This window comes from Bacillus sp. SIMBA_154, assembly GCF_046536015.1.
GTDB classification, from domain to species: Bacteria; Bacillota; Bacilli; order Bacillales; family Bacillaceae; genus Bacillus; species Bacillus pumilus_P.
The window spans coordinates 167216-184801 of the sequence record NZ_JAWJBV010000001.1 but is presented as its reverse complement, the minus strand read 5'-3'; the positions used below and the strand labels follow the sequence as shown (position 1 = coordinate 184801).

General features: G+C 42.5%; 17 protein-coding genes and 1 other annotated feature. Of the genes, 4 read left to right on the top strand and 13 right to left on the bottom strand.

Translation table 11 applies throughout. The annotated features are described in order from the left end of the window. Positions 1-109: 109 nt before the first annotated feature. Positions 110-321: a binding site (T-box leader), on the top strand. Between the two features lie 41 nt (positions 322-362). Further along, positions 363-1190: a pyrroline-5-carboxylate reductase gene (gene proC, locus R0K30_RS01040; protein ID WP_099726732.1), complete on the top strand. Its 828-nt coding sequence runs from the start codon at positions 363-365 to the stop codon at positions 1188-1190. A 50-nt stretch (positions 1191-1240) separates the two neighbouring features. On the opposite strand, the gene R0K30_RS01035 is transcribed toward proC, so the two are convergent. The 3 genes from R0K30_RS01035 to R0K30_RS01025 all read right to left on the bottom strand — a co-directional run bounded on the left by R0K30_RS01035 (position 1241) and on the right by R0K30_RS01025 (position 3633). Then, positions 1241-1384, bottom strand: a complete 144-nt coding sequence (locus R0K30_RS01035) for a hypothetical protein (protein ID WP_160171269.1) — start codon at positions 1382-1384, stop codon at positions 1241-1243. A 14-nt stretch (positions 1385-1398) separates the two neighbouring features. Next, positions 1399-1887, bottom strand: coding sequence for a DinB family protein (locus R0K30_RS01030; RefSeq protein ID WP_099726731.1), 489 nt, complete (start codon positions 1885-1887; stop codon positions 1399-1401). Between the two features lie 132 nt (positions 1888-2019). Continuing rightward, positions 2020-3633, bottom strand: a complete 1614-nt coding sequence (locus R0K30_RS01025) for a M20/M25/M40 family metallo-hydrolase (protein WP_410608627.1) — start codon at positions 3631-3633, stop codon at positions 2020-2022. Positions 3634-3773: 140 nt separating this feature from the next. Here R0K30_RS01025 and namA point away from each other — a divergent pair, with 140 nt between their 5' ends. Both namA and R0K30_RS01015 read left to right on the top strand, forming a co-directional pair. Further along, positions 3774-4790 (top strand): NADPH dehydrogenase NamA, encoded by a 1017-nt coding sequence (gene namA / locus R0K30_RS01020; protein ID WP_410608625.1) that lies wholly within the window; start codon positions 3774-3776, stop codon positions 4788-4790. A gap of 118 nt (positions 4791-4908) precedes the next feature. Further along, complete coding sequence (locus R0K30_RS01015) at positions 4909-5673, top strand: alpha/beta fold hydrolase (protein WP_410608623.1); 765 nt, start codon at positions 4909-4911, stop codon at positions 5671-5673. A gap of 46 nt (positions 5674-5719) precedes the next feature. Here R0K30_RS01015 and R0K30_RS01010 read toward each other — a convergent pair whose 3' ends face one another. Next, positions 5720-7027 carry an aspartate aminotransferase type Ic gene (locus tag R0K30_RS01010; protein ID WP_099726727.1) on the bottom strand — a complete coding sequence of 436 codons (1308 nt, stop codon included), beginning with the start codon at positions 7025-7027 and terminating at the stop codon, positions 5720-5722. Between the two features lie 139 nt (positions 7028-7166). Continuing rightward, a complete protein-coding gene (gene rnz, locus R0K30_RS01005; protein WP_099726726.1) occupies positions 7167-8096 on the bottom strand; it encodes a ribonuclease Z in 930 nt (309 codons plus the stop codon). Positions 8097-8318: 222 nt separating this feature from the next. Here rnz and zwf point away from each other — a divergent pair, with 222 nt between their 5' ends. After that, the gene (zwf, locus tag R0K30_RS01000) at positions 8319-9794 is read left to right on the top strand and encodes a glucose-6-phosphate dehydrogenase (RefSeq protein WP_099726725.1); all 1476 of its coding nucleotides are present in this window, start codon (positions 8319-8321) and stop codon (positions 9792-9794) included. A 47-nt stretch (positions 9795-9841) separates the two neighbouring features. Here the strand turns inward: zwf and R0K30_RS00995 are convergent, their stop codons facing one another. From R0K30_RS00995 to gndA, 8 genes are all read right to left on the bottom strand, one after another. Continuing rightward, positions 9842-10564 carry a GntR family transcriptional regulator gene (locus R0K30_RS00995; protein ID WP_099726724.1) on the bottom strand — a complete coding sequence of 241 codons (723 nt, stop codon included), beginning with the start codon at positions 10562-10564 and terminating at the stop codon, positions 9842-9844. A 189-nt stretch (positions 10565-10753) separates the two neighbouring features. Then, a complete protein-coding gene (locus R0K30_RS00990; RefSeq protein ID WP_099726723.1) occupies positions 10754-12160 on the bottom strand; it encodes a glycoside hydrolase family 1 protein in 1407 nt (468 codons plus the stop codon). Further along, the gene (celB, locus tag R0K30_RS00985) at positions 12144-13490 is read right to left on the bottom strand and encodes a PTS cellobiose transporter subunit IIC (protein WP_099726722.1); all 1347 of its coding nucleotides are present in this window, start codon (positions 13488-13490) and stop codon (positions 12144-12146) included. The genes R0K30_RS00990 and celB overlap by 17 nt, the downstream gene beginning before the upstream one ends. 25 nt (positions 13491-13515) lie before the next feature. Next, positions 13516-13848, bottom strand: a complete 333-nt coding sequence (locus R0K30_RS00980; protein ID WP_410608618.1) for a PTS sugar transporter subunit IIA — start codon at positions 13846-13848, stop codon at positions 13516-13518. Between the two features lie 3 nt (positions 13849-13851). Beyond that, entirely contained in the window at positions 13852-14163 is a 312-nt protein-coding gene (locus tag R0K30_RS00975) for a PTS sugar transporter subunit IIB (protein WP_099726720.1), read from the bottom strand. 186 nt (positions 14164-14349) lie between these two features. Further along, positions 14350-15135, bottom strand: a complete 786-nt coding sequence (locus R0K30_RS00970; protein ID WP_099726719.1) for a glucose 1-dehydrogenase — start codon at positions 15133-15135, stop codon at positions 14350-14352. A gap of 12 nt (positions 15136-15147) precedes the next feature. Beyond that, complete coding sequence (locus R0K30_RS00965) at positions 15148-15993, bottom strand: GRP family sugar transporter (RefSeq protein WP_180275492.1); 846 nt, start codon at positions 15991-15993, stop codon at positions 15148-15150. Positions 15994-16122: 129 nt separating this feature from the next. Next, positions 16123-17532 carry an NADP-dependent phosphogluconate dehydrogenase gene (gene gndA, locus R0K30_RS00960; protein WP_099726717.1) on the bottom strand — a complete coding sequence of 470 codons (1410 nt, stop codon included), beginning with the start codon at positions 17530-17532 and terminating at the stop codon, positions 16123-16125. Positions 17533-17586: the final 54 nt, after the last annotated feature.

The window sequence follows — 17586 nt, the reverse complement described above, 5'->3', positions numbered from 1 at the left end:
TCATTGTAGCTTGCAAAGGGCAGACTGTCATGCGGTTTGGATGGTCAATTTTTTATCTGCCCCTATTGACACAAACTTGTCCATCGTTGCATAATGAACAACAAATATAAGATGCGCGATGACAAGGATTAGTAAGCAAAATAATGATGCAAGAGAGTGAGGTCCGCCGGCTGTAAGACTTCACCATCCTCTTATTTGCTGAACCTGCCCTTTGAGCTGTTAGGCAAACCTAAACGTTTCCCGCGTTAAGGGACTAGAGCTGAGTATGCATGTTTGCATGCTAATTGAGGGTGGTACCGCGAAAAACCTTTCGTCCTTTTCAGGCGAGAGGTTTTTTTATTTTCTACAAGGAGGAGCAGCTTATGAGTAAAATTGGATTTATCGGTGCAGGCTCGATGGCGGAGTCTATGATTAAAGGTTTATTAAAAAGTGGTATCATGTCAAATGAAGATATCATTGTCACAAATAAAACAAACGAAAAACGATTAAACGAATTAAAGGTGCGTTATGGGATCAAAACGGATTTCTCTCGTTCCTTTATTTATGAAGAAGCGGATATTTTGGTATTTGCTTTAAAACCGAAAGATGCGGAAAGCGGGATTTCCGAGGTACGCCCTTACTTAAATGGACAGCTGATCATTTCTATTTTAGCGGGTATCTCCATTGAAACGATTCAACACTATGCTGGCGGGAAAACTGCGGTGGTTCGCGCGATGCCAAATACATCAGCGGCGATTCAGCAATCAGCAACAGGCATTGCCGTAAGTGATAAAGTCACTGAGGAGCAAAAGAAAAAGGCGGTCGAGCTGTTTGAAACGATCGGGCATGTGACGGTATTAGACGAATCACAGCTAAATGCTGTCACAGCCATCGCAGGCAGCGGTCCTGCCTTTATTTATCATTTGATTGAAGGAATGGAGCGAGGCGCTACTGAACTTGGGATGGACCAAGCAACAGCAAAATTGCTCATTTGCCAAATGATTGCAGGCGCTGCCAATATGCTTCAAGATAGCGGAAAGGAACCTGCTGAACTGCGCAAAGAAATCACAAGCGAAGGCGGAACGACAGAAGCCGGACTGAACACACTAGCTTCCTATCAATTTGAAGAAGCGATTGTCGATTGTGTAAAAACAGCGACAAAACGTGCCGCAGAATTAAACGACATGTTTTCAGCGGGCACGTATAAGTGATATGAAAAAGCACCTGTTTTGATGACAGGTGCTTTTTCACATATGCCCATCTATTTTTTCTCGCTAGTGACTGGATTTGAACTGTGTGATTCACACTTTGGTTCTTTCTGTTCTTTTTGAGAGAAGGCTTGTTCTAATAGAGAATCACGTGCTTGATAAAAATTCACATCAATTAACAATTCTTGATGCTTCATTTATTAACACCTCCTCATGTAGATGATTCACTCATTGACATGATGGCTTTGATTTGAGCCAGATGATGATTTTCATGTAAAGCGATGGTTTCAGCTAATATTTGAACTGTCATCACGCCTTCTTCCGGATGCAAACCTGATTGATCCCATATATCCTTTTCTAATAGCTGAAGCGTTTTGCTTCTTCTCTCTTTCAAACGATTGATCATCGAATTGATCTCCTGAGCATTATACAATTCATAAGCTCTTTCCTTCACATAAATTTCAGGATCATACGATTGAAAAGGCGTGTGATCACTTAATATCGCCTGCTCTATTCGCTCTGACCAGACTTCTTCTGTATCAAACAAATGTCCGGCGATTTGTTTGATCGACCACTTGCCCTCTCCTATAGATTGATCTAACGTGTGCTCATCACATGTCTGCATGAGCTCCTCTAGTTCACGAATACTCTCCTGAAGCGATGTGATGATTTCTGTTTTTGTTAATTTTCCAGTTTCCATTTATTCTCTCAATCCCCCTTCAAATAAATGTAAGTCTCTTTCAATATCATACTCTATTTATTTAGGCTGAAGGAAGGTTCATTTAAAAGCCAAAAACCCTATCATCCAGATAGGGCTCTTCATCACATATGCTTAATTCTTTTCTAATAAAGCATGAATCGTTGATTCTAGTAATGACGGCAATATACCGAAAGAGAACGGGACGTGCAGCCGTTCTGTCCATTTGTGCGGGTCTTTTCCTAATGGACCAACGTTGATGACCGGAACGTAAAGAGCCTCCTTTTCTCCTTGTGGTAATGAATAACCTTTTTGGTAAAGCGGCATGTTGGTCGTGTAATCGCCTACATTCTGTTTTTCGAGCTGCAAGTAGCTTAAATCAGACAATCCGGGGAAATATTTCACTTCCTCTACTTCAAGCCTATAGACCTCCTTTGCCTTCCTTTGAATCTTCTTTAAGGCTGTCTGGATATGCGGCTCATCCGTTGAGGACACAGATGGGTAAAATGGCGGACTATAAAACAGAACAATCAGCGGTCCCTCTTCCTTACAAAGCGTCGTCAGCTCTGATACGATTTTTGTTGAAAAGTCGCGATCTCCAAGCTCACCTCGGTTCGCGAATGCATAGTTGACAATTCGCTCGACCTCCTGCGTACCTGATCGTTCAGCGGCTTTTTGATACAGCTCTTGATACGTGAGAACCGTGATGCTCGTGTCAATCGGGGTGAAATGTTTAAAGCGCTGAAATTCAGCTGTTTTCTGTCTAAGATTGGCCTCGATTTGGACTGCTGCTTGTTTCGCATTGTCGTAGAGAAGCCCGTGCAGCTCTTCACTTGAGCGTTTCATCATGAGCACGTTAAATAGAGAAACAGCCGTGTGAGGCGTTTGAACGGAATAGGCTTCTTTTAAGTCCTTTTGCATCAAATTGGTCGGAGGAGGTGTCACTTCACCATCTACTTCCTCACAATAATCACTATTCAGCTCTAACAACCGGTTTAATTCAGATACCATAAAATTTGCATTTAAGCCTGAGAATGGCTCTCCTACATGCGTTTCAATCCCTTTGCAAAAAAATCCGGCAAGCACCTTCCCTATACTGCCTGTATAGATATATTGGTGCGTATCACCTGGATACTTTTCAAACATCGGCTCACTATTTAAACACGCGGTATAATCAAGGTCATACTCCTCCTTGAGCTCTTTTAGCTTAGGGACAGCCTCCAGCATTCCCTGTGAATTCACCTCTTCATCTGGGACTGTGACGAGCAGGACATTTCCTTCAAATCTCTCCGTCATCGCTCTTTCCAGCATAGAAAGCTGCACGGCGAGACCTGCTTTCATATCCATGGCACCTCTTCCAAACAGCCAGTCGCCTGAAGCAAGGTCCTCTCTTGCCCTCTTTGGAAGAAGCGCACTTTTTTGCGAAAATGATGCCATCAGCTCTTCTGGCTTACATGCCATGTTTTGAAATTCTCCGTAATCCTCTGTATCGACTACATCAAAATGACTAAGAAGCAAAACGGTACGTGGCAGCATGCTGCGCTTCACTAGAGCCGTTAAAAAATACCGGCCATCTTTCATCGGATGCAAAGCCAAATGATCAGGGTTCTGCTCAAAATAAGGCCGCTCCTTCAGCAAGTAATATAAATATTCCGCTAACGCTACTTCTCCTGTTGTACCAGATATGCTTTCATACTGCATCAGAGCTGTGAGCAGCTCTTTTAGTTCACTCTCTGTTTGCCATTTCATCCGTTTTCCCCCTTTGTTGTCTCTTTCCCTCTATTATACAAAAACGTATATAAAAGCTATATTCTTTGAGCACCTTTTATGACGAAAGTTTGAATGGCTGTTATAATCGGCTATACAATTCAATGAGGAGGCGAAGGTATTTGGAAACAAAACTCTTTTCACCTTGGACATTAAAAGGTGTTACGCTCAAAAACCGCATCGTGATGTCCCCGATGTGTATGTATTCATCCTATGACCGCGATGGGAAATTACAGCCTTTCCACTTTGCACATTATATTTCCCGCGCGCAAGGTCAGGCTGGGCTGATCATGGTTGAGGCGAGCGCTGTTTCCCCTGAGGGAAGAATTAGTGATCAAGACCTCGGGATTTGGAGTGATGAGCACATTGAAGGATTTGCCTCATTAAACGAACAAATCAAAGCATACGGAACAAAAACAGCCATCCAGCTCGCCCATGCAGGACGTAAAGCTGAACTAGACGGTGACATCCTTGCACCATCCAGCATTCCGTTTGATGAACGGTCTAAAACACCTGTAGAGATGTCTGTCGATCAAATCAAAGACACCGTTCAGGCGTTTCAAGATGCGGCTGTCCGGGCAAAAAAAGCTGGCTTTGACATCATTGAAATTCATGGGGCGCATGGCTATTTAATTAACGAATTTCTTTCACCGCTTGCGAATCAACGAACAGATGAGTATGGCGGTTCACCAGAAAAGCGTTACCGCTTCTTAAGCGAAGTCGTTGATGCGGTCCATGACGTATGGGATGGACCTTTATTTGTCCGTGTATCCGCTTCTGATTACACGAGAAAAGGACTCGATATTGCTGATTATATTGGCATTGCCACATGGCTGAAAGAACAAGGTGTCGACTTAATCGATGTCAGCTCAGGTGCTGTCGTGCAGGCGAAAATTAGCACATTCCCTGGCTACCAAGTAACGTTCGCAGAGAAAATAAAAGAAGGTGCCGGCATTCAAACAGGAGCTGTCGGTTTGATCACATCTGGTGTACAGGCAGAAGAAATTTTACAAAATCATCGTGCTGACTTGATCTTTATCGGCAGAGAATTTTTACGGGATCCTTATTTCCCAAAAACAGCTGCCAAAGAGCTTCGTACATCCATTGAAGCCCCGCGTCAATACGATCGCGCTTGGTAAGGTATCTAGGAAAAAGGTGTCTATTTTTTGAATTAGGCATCTTTTTTGTTTTTAAGAGAAACATCTTTGCCTTTTGTGCCGTCTTTTAGCTAAAGAACCACTTAGAGGAGATGGAAGAATGAACTCGGTAATGATTGAAAGAACGTATCATATAGATGGACATCACTTTAATACGAAGCATCGTCAAGGCAAAAGGCAAGCGACCATTATCTTTGAAGCAGGCTACGGAATGTCTGGCGATACGTGGACAAATATGGCCCGTGATATTGACCCAGAGCTTGGGGTTTTCTTATACGATCGTTTAGGAAATGGAAACAGTAGTCATAGCGATGAAGGAAGAACCCTGCATGACCTTGCAGATGATTTAGATGCGCTTTTAAAACAAGCCAATATTCAGCCGCCCTTTCTCATTGTGGCTCACTCATTCGGTTCTCTTGTCAGCCGGTTATGGGCAAGCCGCAGAAGAGAAGATGTCATCGGCATGGTGCTGTTAGACCCAGCAAGTGAGGAGCAAGAGCAGGTCATTCTGCCGCTTTTATCAAGGGAAGAACGTGCTTCCTATATGGCGCAGTTCACAGCAGAATGTACGCATGAGGACTTTCAGCAAATGCTGAACACGATCAAAGAGGAACAAACGCATTATGGGATGATGCCGCTTCTTGTCATTTCATCAGGCAAAAGCCGGTTGTTTCATCCAGCGCATGAAGCTTGGCTTAGGCTTCATAAACGGATGCTGTCTTTTTCATCCCAAAGCGGATGGATTCAGGCGCAGAACAGTTCGCACTATATTCATCATGATAAACCGCACATTGTGCAGCTTGCCATCTATGATGTATGGTGCGCGGCCAAACAACCCGTCTCCTATTATCAAACAGCCAATTAAAATTGAAAACTCCTTGACCGGTCATGAGTCAAGGAGTTTCTTTGATTTATGCCGTTGGGGCAGATTGACTTTTTTCAGAAAGCAGCTTTTCAATACTGACAAGCTGAACACATAACGTAAAGATATCAATCGCTTGCTCAAGTTCTTCAAGTGCTGGGAACGTTGGCGCAATGCGAATATTACGATCAAGCGGGTCTTTTCCATATGGATATGTCGCCCCTGCACCTGTCAGTGTGACACCTGCTTCTTTCGCTTTTTGCACAACAGCTTTTGCACAATGATCAAGTGTATTTAAACTAATGAAATATCCGCCATTTGGCTTGTGCCATTCAGCGATGCCTTTCCCGCCAAGCTTTTCGTCAAGGATAGAAAGAACGAGGTCAAACTTCGGCTTAATGATCGCTGCATGCTTTTTCATATGTTCCTTCAAGCCTTCTGGATTCTGGAAGAAACGAAGGTGTCTTAATTGATTGATTTTATCTGGTCCGATCGTTTGTACTGCTAATTGCTTCTGAGTGAAGCTCACATTGTTTTGACTAGACGCCATCAGTGCAACACCTGAACCTGGGAATGTAATTTTAGAAGTAGACGCAAACATAAACACACGGTTTGGGTGCCCTGCTTCCTCTACTGCTTGAAAAATATCTTTTAATGTATCAGGTGTATCTGTTAGATGGTGGACTGCATAGGCATCATCCCAAAAGATACGGAAGTCGTCTGCTTTTGTTTTCATTGAAGCAAGGCGGTCAACGACCTCATCTGAATACGTTATGCCATCTGGGTTGCTATATTTCGGTACACACCAAATGCCCTTAATGGCTTCATCTTCTGCGACCCATTTTTCCACCTGATCCATGTCAGGTCCATCAGCCTTCATGTCTACCGTGATCATCTCTATGTTAAATAGCTCACAAATGGCAAAATGACGGTCATACCCTGGACTTGGTGCAAGGAATTTTACCTTTGGCAGTTCTCCCCAAGGTGTTTTACTGCCGTATACGCCGTGAGTCATGGCACGGGCAATCGTATCATGCATCATATTCAGGCTGGAATTACCGCCAATGATGATTTGTTCTGGCGTCAGATTGAGCACATCTGCAAAAAATTTCTTCGTTTCAGGAAGGCCTGTCAAGCCGCCATAGTTTCGCACATCTGTGCCATCCTCAGCTGTCATCACATCCCTTGATGTCACAACATCGAGCATGCCCATAGACAAATCAAGCTGTTTTGGCGAAGGCTTACCTCTAGACATGTCTAAGTGTAAGTTTTTACTTTTGTACGTTTCATACTCATTTTGTAGTGCCAAATAAAGGTCATTCAATTCTGCTTCACTTAACGCTGTAAAACCGCTCATCTTTGATTGTGCCTCCCGTATTCTTCATAGTTTGATATGTCATTTGTTTTTTCTTCACCATTTTACCACTACCTGAAAAAGAGCGTCATCATAAATATCAAAAAAATCACACAACTATTTTTAACGATTCATCCAATTTTTACAGGGTGCGGTCAATAGTAAAAGAAGAGAAATCATGTGCAGCTTCTGTCAGCGGGAATATATCGCGGGCTTCTTTCAACAGTTGTTTCAGTGCCTCTTCCCCTTGGTACCTTGCACTAATATGGGTCAAAATTAGTCTTTTTGCGCCTGCTTCCTGCGCTGTTTTCGCTGCCTGTTCTGTCGTGCTGTGATAATAATTGTAGGCTAATTCTGCATCTTCTTTACCGAATGTTGCCTCATGGACTAACACATCCGCATTCTTGGCAAGCCTTGTTATATTCTCGCACAAACGAGTATCTCCTGAAAATGCAACAATCCTCCCTTTTTTAGGGGGTTCCAAATAATCGGTTCCGTCAATGATTCTGCCATCTTCGAGTGTCACGGTTTCCCCGTTTTTTAACTTCTGATACAAAGGTCCAGGTTTTACTCCGATTTCTTTTAGGTCTTCGGCTTTTAATGCACCAGGTACATCTTTTTCTACAACCCGATAACCGTAAGCTGGGATACCGTGCGACACCCGTCTTGCTTCTACTTGAAAGGTATCATCCTCAAATACGACTCCTTCATCTATTTCTATGATATGCAGCGGATATGTCAAATGCGTTTGTGTAGCTGAAAGTGCAGCGTTTACAAACGCTTTGATCCCCTTAGGCCCATAGATCGTTAGTTCATCCTCTCCACCTTGAAAGGACCTGCTGCCAAGCAGTCCTGGGAGACCGTATACATGATCACCATGCATATGAGTGATAAATATTTTCTCAATCTTTCTCGGTTTAATCGTTGTATGTAATATTTGATGCTGCGTCGCTTCTCCGCAATCAAAAAGCCACACTGCTTTTCTCTCTTCTAAGAGCTTTAGCGCTGTGCAAGTGACGTTTCTTGTTTTTGCAGGAATGCCTGCACCTGTTCCTAAAAAGAGCAGTTCCATTACTTTTTCCTCCTACAGCCGGTATACAATATCTTCATTCATATAGAATACATGAAGACAAGGTAAATGTGAATTCAGCGGAATTTTTGAAAAAAGTCAAACTAGAGCAGAAAAAGTCGAATCAAATGTTTGCTTTACGAACAATGAACCTTTAAAATAAAGAAAATGTACATACATTCTCGGTTTTTACTACAATGCTACGAATAAAGTGAGGTACTTTTCGTGAATACAGAAACTAACAATCCAAAAGCAGTCATTGTCATTTTTGGCGCAACAGGAGATCTTGCCAAACGCAAGCTCTACCCTTCTATACATAGACTTTATCATAGCGGAAAGCTTGGAGATCAATTCGCCGTTGTAGGTGTCGGGCGCCGCCCGTGGTCTCATGAGGACCTCAGAGCTGTGGTAAAAGAATCTGTCCCTTCTGATGATGCAGAAGCGAAAACAGAGGAATTCATTTCTCATTTCTATTATCATGATTTTGACGTATCAAGCCCTGCTTCCTACCAGGCACTCAACACGCTTCTTTCCGGTCTTGAAGATACGTACAGTATCCCAAATAACCGTATGTTCTATTTAGCCATGGCACCGGAATTCTTTGGAACGATTGCGAAGTTCTTAAAGAGTGAGGGCGTATCAGAAACAACCGGCTGGTCACGTCTTGTCATTGAAAAACCATTTGGACATGACCTGCCAAGTGCCAAAACGTTAAATGAAGAAATTCGTGATGCATTTACAGAAGATCAAATTTATCGTATTGACCACTATCTCGGTAAACAAATGGTGCAAAACATTGAGGTCATCCGTTTTGCGAATGCGATCTTCGAACCACTTTGGACAAACCGCTATATTTCAAACATCCAAATTACATCGAGTGAATCTTTAGGTGTAGAAGACCGGGCTCGATATTACGAAAGTTCTGGTGCACTAAGAGACATGGTCCAAAACCATATGCTTCAGATGGTTGCACTTTTAGCAATGGAGCCTCCAATTAAGCTGAATACAGAGGAAATCCGAAGCGAAAAACGGAAAGCATTGCGTGCTCTTCGTCCTTTCTCTAAAGATGAGGTCGATCAATTCTTTGTCCGCGGGCAGTATGATGCTGGTACGATTGATGGCAGCATGGTTCCTTCCTATCTTGAAGAGCAAAATGTTGACCCGAACTCTAATACGGAAACATTCGTTGCAGGGAAGCTGCTGATCGATAACTTTAGATGGGCTGGCGTGCCATTTTACATTCGTACAGGAAAACGTTTAGAAAAGAAATCCACTCAAATCGTGGTTCAATTTAAAGACATTCCAATGAACCTGTACTATGGAAACGGGAATTCTATGCATCCAAACTTACTCGTTATTCACATTCAGCCAGATGAAGGCATTACCCTTCACCTGAACGCTCGTAAGCTTGATGGCGGAACGTATGCGAAACCAATTAAGCTCGACTACCAAACGAACTATAATGACATCATGAATACACCAGAAGCATACGAAAAGCTGATTCATGACTGCTTATTGGGCGATGCTACAAACTTCGCTCACTGGGATGAAGTGGCACTTTCTTGGAACTTTGTTGATCCAATTTCTGAGAAATGGGCAGAAAATAAAACCTTAAAACCAAATTACCCTGCTGGTTCTATGGGACCGAAAGAAGCGGATCAGCTTCTAGAGAAAGACGGGTATCATTGGTGGAATATATAAAAACGATACGAAAAAAGAGCAGTCTCCCTAAGGGTTCTGCTCTTTTTTTATCGTCCTGTTTTCGTAATTTCAACAGTTGAAAAGTCAAATTTATCATAGCGATGATGGCTAAAGGAGTATTCAAAAGGCCGGCCTGTGTTTAAATAAGCAACCTGCTCGACTTCAAGCACCGGATCACTTGGATCACAGCCTAAATACTGCTGATCAAGCTGATCTGATTTTGCCGCCCTTATTTTCTTGTGCGCCCCTGCCACTTTCAAATGAAGTTTCTTTGATATGTAGTCATAGATAGAACCCAGCAGAACCTCTTCATCTATTCCCTTAATCACATTTACTGGCATAAACGTTTTTTCTAATACATAAGGTTCTTCATCCACAAGGCGGAGACGGATGATGTCATAAACGGGTGTGCTTGAGTCAATCGATAGGTGGGCTGCCACCTCTTCACTTGGGAAATGTACATCAAAGCGAATGATTTGGCTCGTCACGTTTTTATCTGCCATGACTTTCGTGAATCCTTTATTTTCATGGCCTGAGACGTTGATTGCACCTTGATTTAGCGCTGCCTTCACAATAAATGTGCCGTGACCTCTTTTTCTAAAGAGCAGACCTTCTGCCACGAGAAGATCGAGCGCACGCTTCATCGTCATTCTGCTACATTGAAATTCAGCGGCAAGCGAGTTTTCATCTGGAATGGGTTGATCTTCTGGATAATATGCTGTTCCTATTCGTTTTCTGATTTCTTCTGAAATGAGTTCGTACTTTTTCATCTCACACCACCAACTGACTTGTTTTTTCATATCATATTATAGCGCTTTCTTTATGGCGTTTTTTAGCCTTCCTCTCATTCTACACTAAGCCTAGTGAGCTTAAAAGCTTCCAGCGATTTTTGTTTGATTCTCTGCACCGTGCCATAAGAAAAATACTTGCCCTTTTAAAGAAAAGAGCAAGTATCTTCATTAAAAACCGTTATTCTCTGAAACAGATTGAAACCAGTATCCGCTTTTTTTAATGGTTCGCTTCCCGTCTTCTTGAAGGTCAACTGAGACAAATCCATAACGATTCTTATACGCATTCGACCATGACCAGTTATCCATAAACGTCCACAGGTGATAGCCTTTCACATTGCTACCTTCTTGAATGGCTTGATGCACCCATTTGAGATGCTCAGAAATAAAGTCAATGCGGTAATCGTCATGAATCATGCCTTCCTCATCCTTAAACCGCTCTTCTCCTTCGACACCCATTCCATTTTCAGAAATAAAGCATTCAATATTATCATAGTCTTTTTGGACTTTTTTCAATATATCGTAAATGCCTTTTTCATAGATTTCCCAGCCTCGATACACATTCATTTTTCTTCCTGGCATATCAAAAGAATCAAAGTAATGGTCTGGCATAAATGGTGCTTGAGGATGCGGCATATGCTCCTTTGCTTTCACTCTTCTTGGCTGATAATAGTTGATACCGAGAAGATCAATCGTATTCTCTTGAATGAGCGCGAGGTCTCCTTCCTCCATACGAGGCATAAAACCTTCTTTCTTTAACACTTCTACTAGTTTTTCAGGGAAGTGTCCTTTGACCGCAGGGTCTAGGAAGGATCGGTTAAAGAAAGTGTCAGCCATCTCAGCTGCTTCTACATCCCGAGGATTCTGGCTTCGCGGATACGAAGGGGTGAGATTCAGGATGATGCCGATTTTCCCGTCCTGCTGCATCTCTTTGTAAGCCGCAATTGCCTTAGCGTTTGATAAAATTTCATGAAAACCGACTTGCACTGCCTTTTGGAAATCGACTTCGTTTGGATAATGAAAGCTATACATATATCCGCCCTCTACAGGAACAATCGGTTCGTTATGGGTAAACCATTTTTTCACCCGGTCCCCAAATAACTGAAAGCACAATGCCGCATAGCTGACATAATCGTCTACCACCTGCCTGTTCACCCATCCGCCCTTCTCCTGCAGCGCCATTGGCATATCAAAATGGTAAAGGTTCACAAACGGTTCGATATCGTGTGCAATGAGTTCATTGATCACATCATTGTAAAAAGACACAGCTTCCTCATTGACCGCTCCTTTTCCTTCAGGTAAAAGGCGTGACCATGAAATTGATAGCCGAAACGAATTGTGGCCAATTTCTTTCATAAGGCGGATATCCTCTTTATACTTTCGGTAAAATTGAGATGTCACGCTCGGCCCTACACCATTAAAAAAACGTGTCGGCTCTTTTTCAAACCAGTGATCCCAAATGTTCGGTCCCTTTCCATCTCCAAGGACACTGCCTTCTGTTTGCGTGGCAGAGGCAGAAGAACCCCACCAGAAACCTTCTGGAAATGTATATGATTGCTTGTTATTTTCCATCGACATGTATTGAGTCTCCTTCGCCTTTGATGTTTGTTGTCTTCGTTTTTTCCGTTGTGGTTATTTTTTCATTCTTCACATTCATACGGTCAATAAACTTCAGGAACGGGAACCAAATGACAAACACAATCATTAAATTAAACAGCTGAAGCAGACCGCCTGCTAATGAATTTGTTGCCATGATCCCGCTAATAAAGATCGGCACCGTCCATGGAATATTCACGCCTGTCGGCGGCGGTACAATGCCTGTTGCCATCGCAAAATAAGAAATACATGTAATGACCATTGGCGCCAAAATCCACGGAATCAAAATAAGCGGATTCATCACAATTGGTAAACCGAAGATAATCGGTTCATTGACGTTAAATAATCCTGGTCCTAAGCCGAGCTTTGCGACTTGTTTTAATTGCTTACTTTTCAGGAAAATTAAAATCGTAAACACAACAGCCAGCGTCATACCGGTTCCACCCATGCCAACCGTATAGATTTCGATAAACTGCTTGCTGATGATGTTAGGAACCTCACCTGTTTTTGTATAGCTTTCAAGGTTTTGAATGGACAACGTATTCCAAATCGGGTCCATGACAGAGTTAATAATAATTTGACCGTGCAATCCAAAAAACCAAAGAATTTGTATAAAGAAAACGGCGATCAGCGTCGGAATGATACCGCTTCCAAGACCAACAAGCGGGGCCTGAACTGCATGATAAATCAGGTCATGCATATTTGTGTGAAAGCCTTGTGTAATGATGATATTGATCAGCAAAAAGGCTGTTAATGTAAGGGTAGCCGGAATCAGTGCAGCAAAAGACTTTGAAACAGCTGGTGGAACCCCTTGAGGCATATTGATGACGAATTTCTTTTGCACAAAATAACGATAAATCTCAGCTGATAAAAAGCCTGTAATCATTCCAAGGAACATACCCTTTGCACCTAAGCGGTCGACTGGGATCACTCCTGCAATGGAAGCAGCGCCCTCTTGTTCTAGTAAAAATGGCGTCAGTAGTAAAAACGATGCTAAAGCGATGACACCGCCAAATACAGCTTCCACTTCATAGCTTTTCGATAAATAGTAGCCAATCCCAAATACAACAAACACACTCATAATGCTGATGGTCGCACTTGGCGCGATATTCAGTGCAGACTGAAACCCTTCCAGTGCTGTTTGACTCATGATTTTATCTAAAAATGGCAAATTCATTAACACAACCATAATGGATCCAAAGATGGTGAGCGGGAACGCAAGCATAAAGGCATCCCGTAATACGCCTAAATAGCGGTTGTTGTTCAATCTCCCAGCAATCGGAACCAAAATGGCACTTATTTTATCAAACATTGGTTTCCCCCCTTGTTTACACCCTTTATTGTTTTAGCGATTGGAATATCGGCAGGAGCTCTCCCACAAGCTCCTTGATGGTAATGGTCGACATTAAGTGATCTTCAGCGTGCATGAGCAGTAAGGAGAATGATGTGGTTTTCCCGCTTGCCTCCTGCTGTACGAGCTGAAAATGGATTTCATGTGCATTCCGCAAATCTTCTTCAGCTTCTTTCATGAGGTCAAACGCTTCTTCTTCTTGACCTTCTCTAAATTGTTTAAGAGATAGAAGCAATTTGCTTCGTGCATTGCCGCTGTGTAAGATCAATTGAAAACTGACTTGTTCCTCGGTGAGTCCTTCGAGCGTTTTCTTTTCCATCCTTTAAGATTCCCCCATCAATGCAACCGCTTGTTCATACGCTTTTTGTCCATCTGCAAGCCCATAGGCCTGCATATCAATGACCTCTACCTCAATCCCGTATTTTTTTGCTTCTTTTTGAAGGTCGCCTTTTAAAAAGCTCATTTGCGGTCCAATTAACACCACATCCGCATTCGCCATTTCTTTTCTCGCTTGATCTTGCCCGACTGCCCAAATCTCTGCTTCGTCCCCAATCGAATCGGCATGGGCTTTCATCTTCGTGACTAGTAAACTCGTAGACATTCCTGAACTGCATGCTAATAAAATACGTTTCATTTCTCTCACCCCATTGTTGTAATAAAAGCGCTTCCAAATAATATTATATATTTTTATTTTTAAATGTCTAGACATTTCATTTTATTTGTCTGTATTTTATAAAAAAAAGAGCATATCTATGTATACTCTTTTCAGATGATTGACAAAGGGTAAAATGATCTTTGCTTTAGCTTTTTGTCTCTCTCTTTATCCTTTTCCCGCTTGAAACCCAGGGTACTTTGTCATGCCGCCGTCTACATATAACGTCAATCCTGTGACATAGCTGGCCTCTTTTGACGCAAGCCAGACAGCGCATGCTGCCACTTCTTCAGGCTTTCCGATATAGCCGATTGGAATCAGTTCAATGACTCCTTTTTTCAATGCTGGATCATCAAATTTCTCGGCATTAATTGGGGTATCAATCGCTCCTGGTGCAATGCTGTTTATGCGGATTTTTTTAGGGGCATATTCTAGTGCCAGCGTTTCTGTTAGAAGCTTGGCACCTCCTTTACTTGCTGCATAATGGACGAAATGAGGCCATGGGATTTGCTGATGAACCGACGACATATTAATGATTGAGCCTTCTATTCCATGATCCGTCATATACTTCAGTGCATCACGGCAGCCTAGAAACATGCCTGTTAAATTGGTTGACATCACTTTATTCCAGTTATCTAACGTCATTTCTGTCGAAGGAACTTCATTTTCTATTCCTGCGTTATTGATCATGACATCAAGACTGCCGTACGTATCAACGGCTTTCTCGATCATCGCTCTCATATCTTCTTCCTTTGATACATCTCCCTTGATTTTGACAGCCTGTCCGCCATTTTTTTGAATGTCCGCAATGGTGTCATCCGGATTTTCTTTATCGGAGAAGTAATTGATCACCACATTGGCTTTTTCTTGTCCAAATCGGCGCGCCATCGCTTGACCTATCCCTGTACCTGCTCCAGTGATCAGTACTGTTTTTCCTTCTAAATCTGGATACATTCGTTTAACCTCCTATTTTGTAAAGCCTAATAGCACGCCGCCTGCAATGATCATCAAGCAGCCTGCAATCACAAAGCTTGTTTTAGATGCTTTCTCTTTTAATAAGTAAATGCCGCCCAATGTTGAGATGACAATCCCTGTCTGTGACATCGAAAAGCTCACGGCTACGCCAATTAGCGGAATGGCTAAAAGAAGCCCTAGATTTCCTGTCGACCAAACAAGCCCTGCAATGATATTTCTGAACGTATATTTGCTAAACGGATCTTGCTTTAGACTAATGGCCAGGGATGAAAGCAGCATGCCGACGGATTGTGGGACGAGGGCAGACCATCCATCAATATCAAACCATCTTAAAATGACGACATATCCGACGTAGCCAACGGTTGAAATGAGTAAAATGATGATCCCTTTTTTAAAATTGCCTCCGCCATTCCCGCCATTCTTTTTTTGACCGAGTGATGTCATCACAACGCCTGCAATGATCAGTAAAATGGCACAAGAACCAATAAGTATGACCGTCATCGTTTGCCATTCTTTGAAGACCATGACGCCAAATAATGTTGTGCTCACAAGCTGCATGCCCGTTGATAAAGGAACTGCCTTAGACACTCCGAGAAAGGCGACACTTGAGAGCTGATTCATTTGGCCAATACTCCAAAAAATCCCTGAAATGACTGAAACCGCAAAAATAAGCGGTGTGAGCTCTGGCATTTTGATCAAAAAGGCGCCAATTGAAAATAAAAAGGCGCCAAGGGTAATGCCAAGTGTTTGCTGGTATGCATTCCCGCCAAGTTTGACACTGATGAGAACAATACTTCCCCAAAATATCGCTGGGAGAAGTGCATATAAAATGCCCACTTCTATCCCTACTTTCATTCTTTTTTACATAGCATCCCTCTTTTTCGCATTTTTAGCCGAAAATATGAAAACACAAAAAAAACCTTACCAAAGGTAAGGTTTAAGGTAAGGTTTTCTGCCGCTTTATGCTTATTTCATCCATTCAGTATGGAATACGCCTTCTTTATCTGTTCGCTCGTACGTATGTGCACCGAAGTAGTCACGTTGTGCTTGAATTAAGTTCGCTGGAAGCACAGCTGTGCGATAGCTATCAAAGTAAGCAAGTGCACTTGAGAATGAAGGAACAGGAACTCCTTGTTCAACAGCAAGTGAAATGACTTTACGAAGTGATGATTGATAGCTTTCGGCGATATCCTTGAAGTAAGGATCAAGCAATAGGTTTTTCAGTTCAGGGTTACGGTCATATGCTTCTTTAATTTGTTGTAAGAAGGCTGCACGAATGATACATCCACCGCGGAAGATCATCGCAATTTCACCGTATTTTAAATCCCAGTTATATTCATCAGATGCTGCTTTCATTTGCGCAAAACCTTGAGCGTAAGAACAAATTTTACTCATGAATAGAGCTTTTCTGACAGCTTCGATCAGCGCTTGTTTATCATCAGCTGATTGAGTCGGCTCAGGGCCTTGGATTAATTTGCTTGCTTCAACACGCTCATCTTTCATCGCTGAAATAAAGCGCGCAAAAACAGACTCCGTAATGATTGGAAGCGGGACACCTAGATCAAGTGAGCTTTGGCTTGTCCATTTTCCAGTTCCTTTTTGTCCAGCTTTATCTAAGATGACATCCACAAGCGGCTGGTTTGTTTCTTCATCCACTTTTGTGAAAATATCAGCTGTAATTTCGATTAAGTAGCTGTCAAGCTCGCCTTTATTCCACTCTGAGAATACTTCATGAAGCTCTTGTGCTGATAATCCAGCGACATGCTTCAATATAAAGTATGACTCAGAGATCAATTGCATGTCTCCGTACTCAATGCCGTTATGGACCATTTTGACATAATGACCTGCTCCATCTGGACCGATATACGTTGTACAAGGCTCGCCGTCTACTTTTGCAGAGATCGCTTCTAAAATTGGTTTCACTAGTTCATGCGCTTCTTTTTGACCGCCAGGCATGATAGATGGGCCTTTTAGTGCGCCTTCTTCACCGCCAGAAACACCCGTTCCAATGAAGTGAATGCCACTTTCCGCAAGCTCTTGATTACGTCTTTGTGTATCCTTGTAATATGTATTTCCACCATCAATTAAAATGTCACCTTTCTCTAGGTGAGGAAGTAATGATTGAATGGTTGCATCCGTTGCTGCACCAGCTTTCACCATTAAAAGAATTTTACGCGGTGTTTCAAGCGACTGAACAAATTCTTCGATGCTGTATGTGCCTACAACGTTTTTCCCTTTTGATTCTTGAAGAAATTCTTCTGTTTTGCTGCTAGATCTGTTATAAACAGACACGGAGAAACCGCGGCTTTCAATATTAAGGGCAAGGTTTTTCCCCATAACGGCTAGTCCAACCACACCGATTTGTTGTTTTGACATAATTCTGACGTCCCTTCTAACACACTATATTGATTACTGCTGAAATGATGTACC

Coding starts and splice junctions, on each gene's coding strand:
- proC (WP_099726732.1), top strand. CDS start 363: ATGAGTAAAATTGGATTTATCGGTGCAGGCTCGATGGCGGAGTCTATG.
- R0K30_RS01035 (WP_160171269.1), bottom strand. CDS start 1,384: ATGAAGCATCAAGAATTGTTAATTGATGTGAATTTTTATCAAGCACGT.
- R0K30_RS01030 (WP_099726731.1), bottom strand. CDS start 1,887: ATGGAAACTGGAAAATTAACAAAAACAGAAATCATCACATCGCTTCAG.
- R0K30_RS01025 (WP_410608627.1), bottom strand. CDS start 3,633: ATGAAATGGCAAACAGAGAGTGAACTAAAAGAGCTGCTCACAGCTCTG.
- R0K30_RS01015 (WP_410608623.1), top strand. CDS start 4,909: ATGAACTCGGTAATGATTGAAAGAACGTATCATATAGATGGACATCAC.
- R0K30_RS01010 (WP_099726727.1), bottom strand. CDS start 7,027: ATGAGCGGTTTTACAGCGTTAAGTGAAGCAGAATTGAATGACCTTTAT.
- rnz (WP_099726726.1), bottom strand. CDS start 8,096: ATGGAACTGCTCTTTTTAGGAACAGGTGCAGGCATTCCTGCAAAAACA.
- R0K30_RS00995 (WP_099726724.1), bottom strand. CDS start 10,564: ATGAAAAAGTACGAACTCATTTCAGAAGAAATCAGAAAACGAATAGGA.
- R0K30_RS00990 (WP_099726723.1), bottom strand. CDS start 12,160: ATGTCGATGGAAAATAACAAGCAATCATATACATTTCCAGAAGGTTTC.
- celB (WP_099726722.1), bottom strand. CDS start 13,490: ATGTTTGATAAAATAAGTGCCATTTTGGTTCCGATTGCTGGGAGATTG.
- R0K30_RS00980 (WP_410608618.1), bottom strand. CDS start 13,848: ATGGAAAAGAAAACGCTCGAAGGACTCACCGAGGAACAAGTCAGTTTT.
- R0K30_RS00975 (WP_099726720.1), bottom strand. CDS start 14,163: ATGAAACGTATTTTATTAGCATGCAGTTCAGGAATGTCTACGAGTTTA.
- R0K30_RS00970 (WP_099726719.1), bottom strand. CDS start 15,135: ATGTATCCAGATTTAGAAGGAAAAACAGTACTGATCACTGGAGCAGGT.
- gndA (WP_099726717.1), bottom strand. CDS start 17,532: ATGTCAAAACAACAAATCGGTGTGGTTGGACTAGCCGTTATGGGGAAA.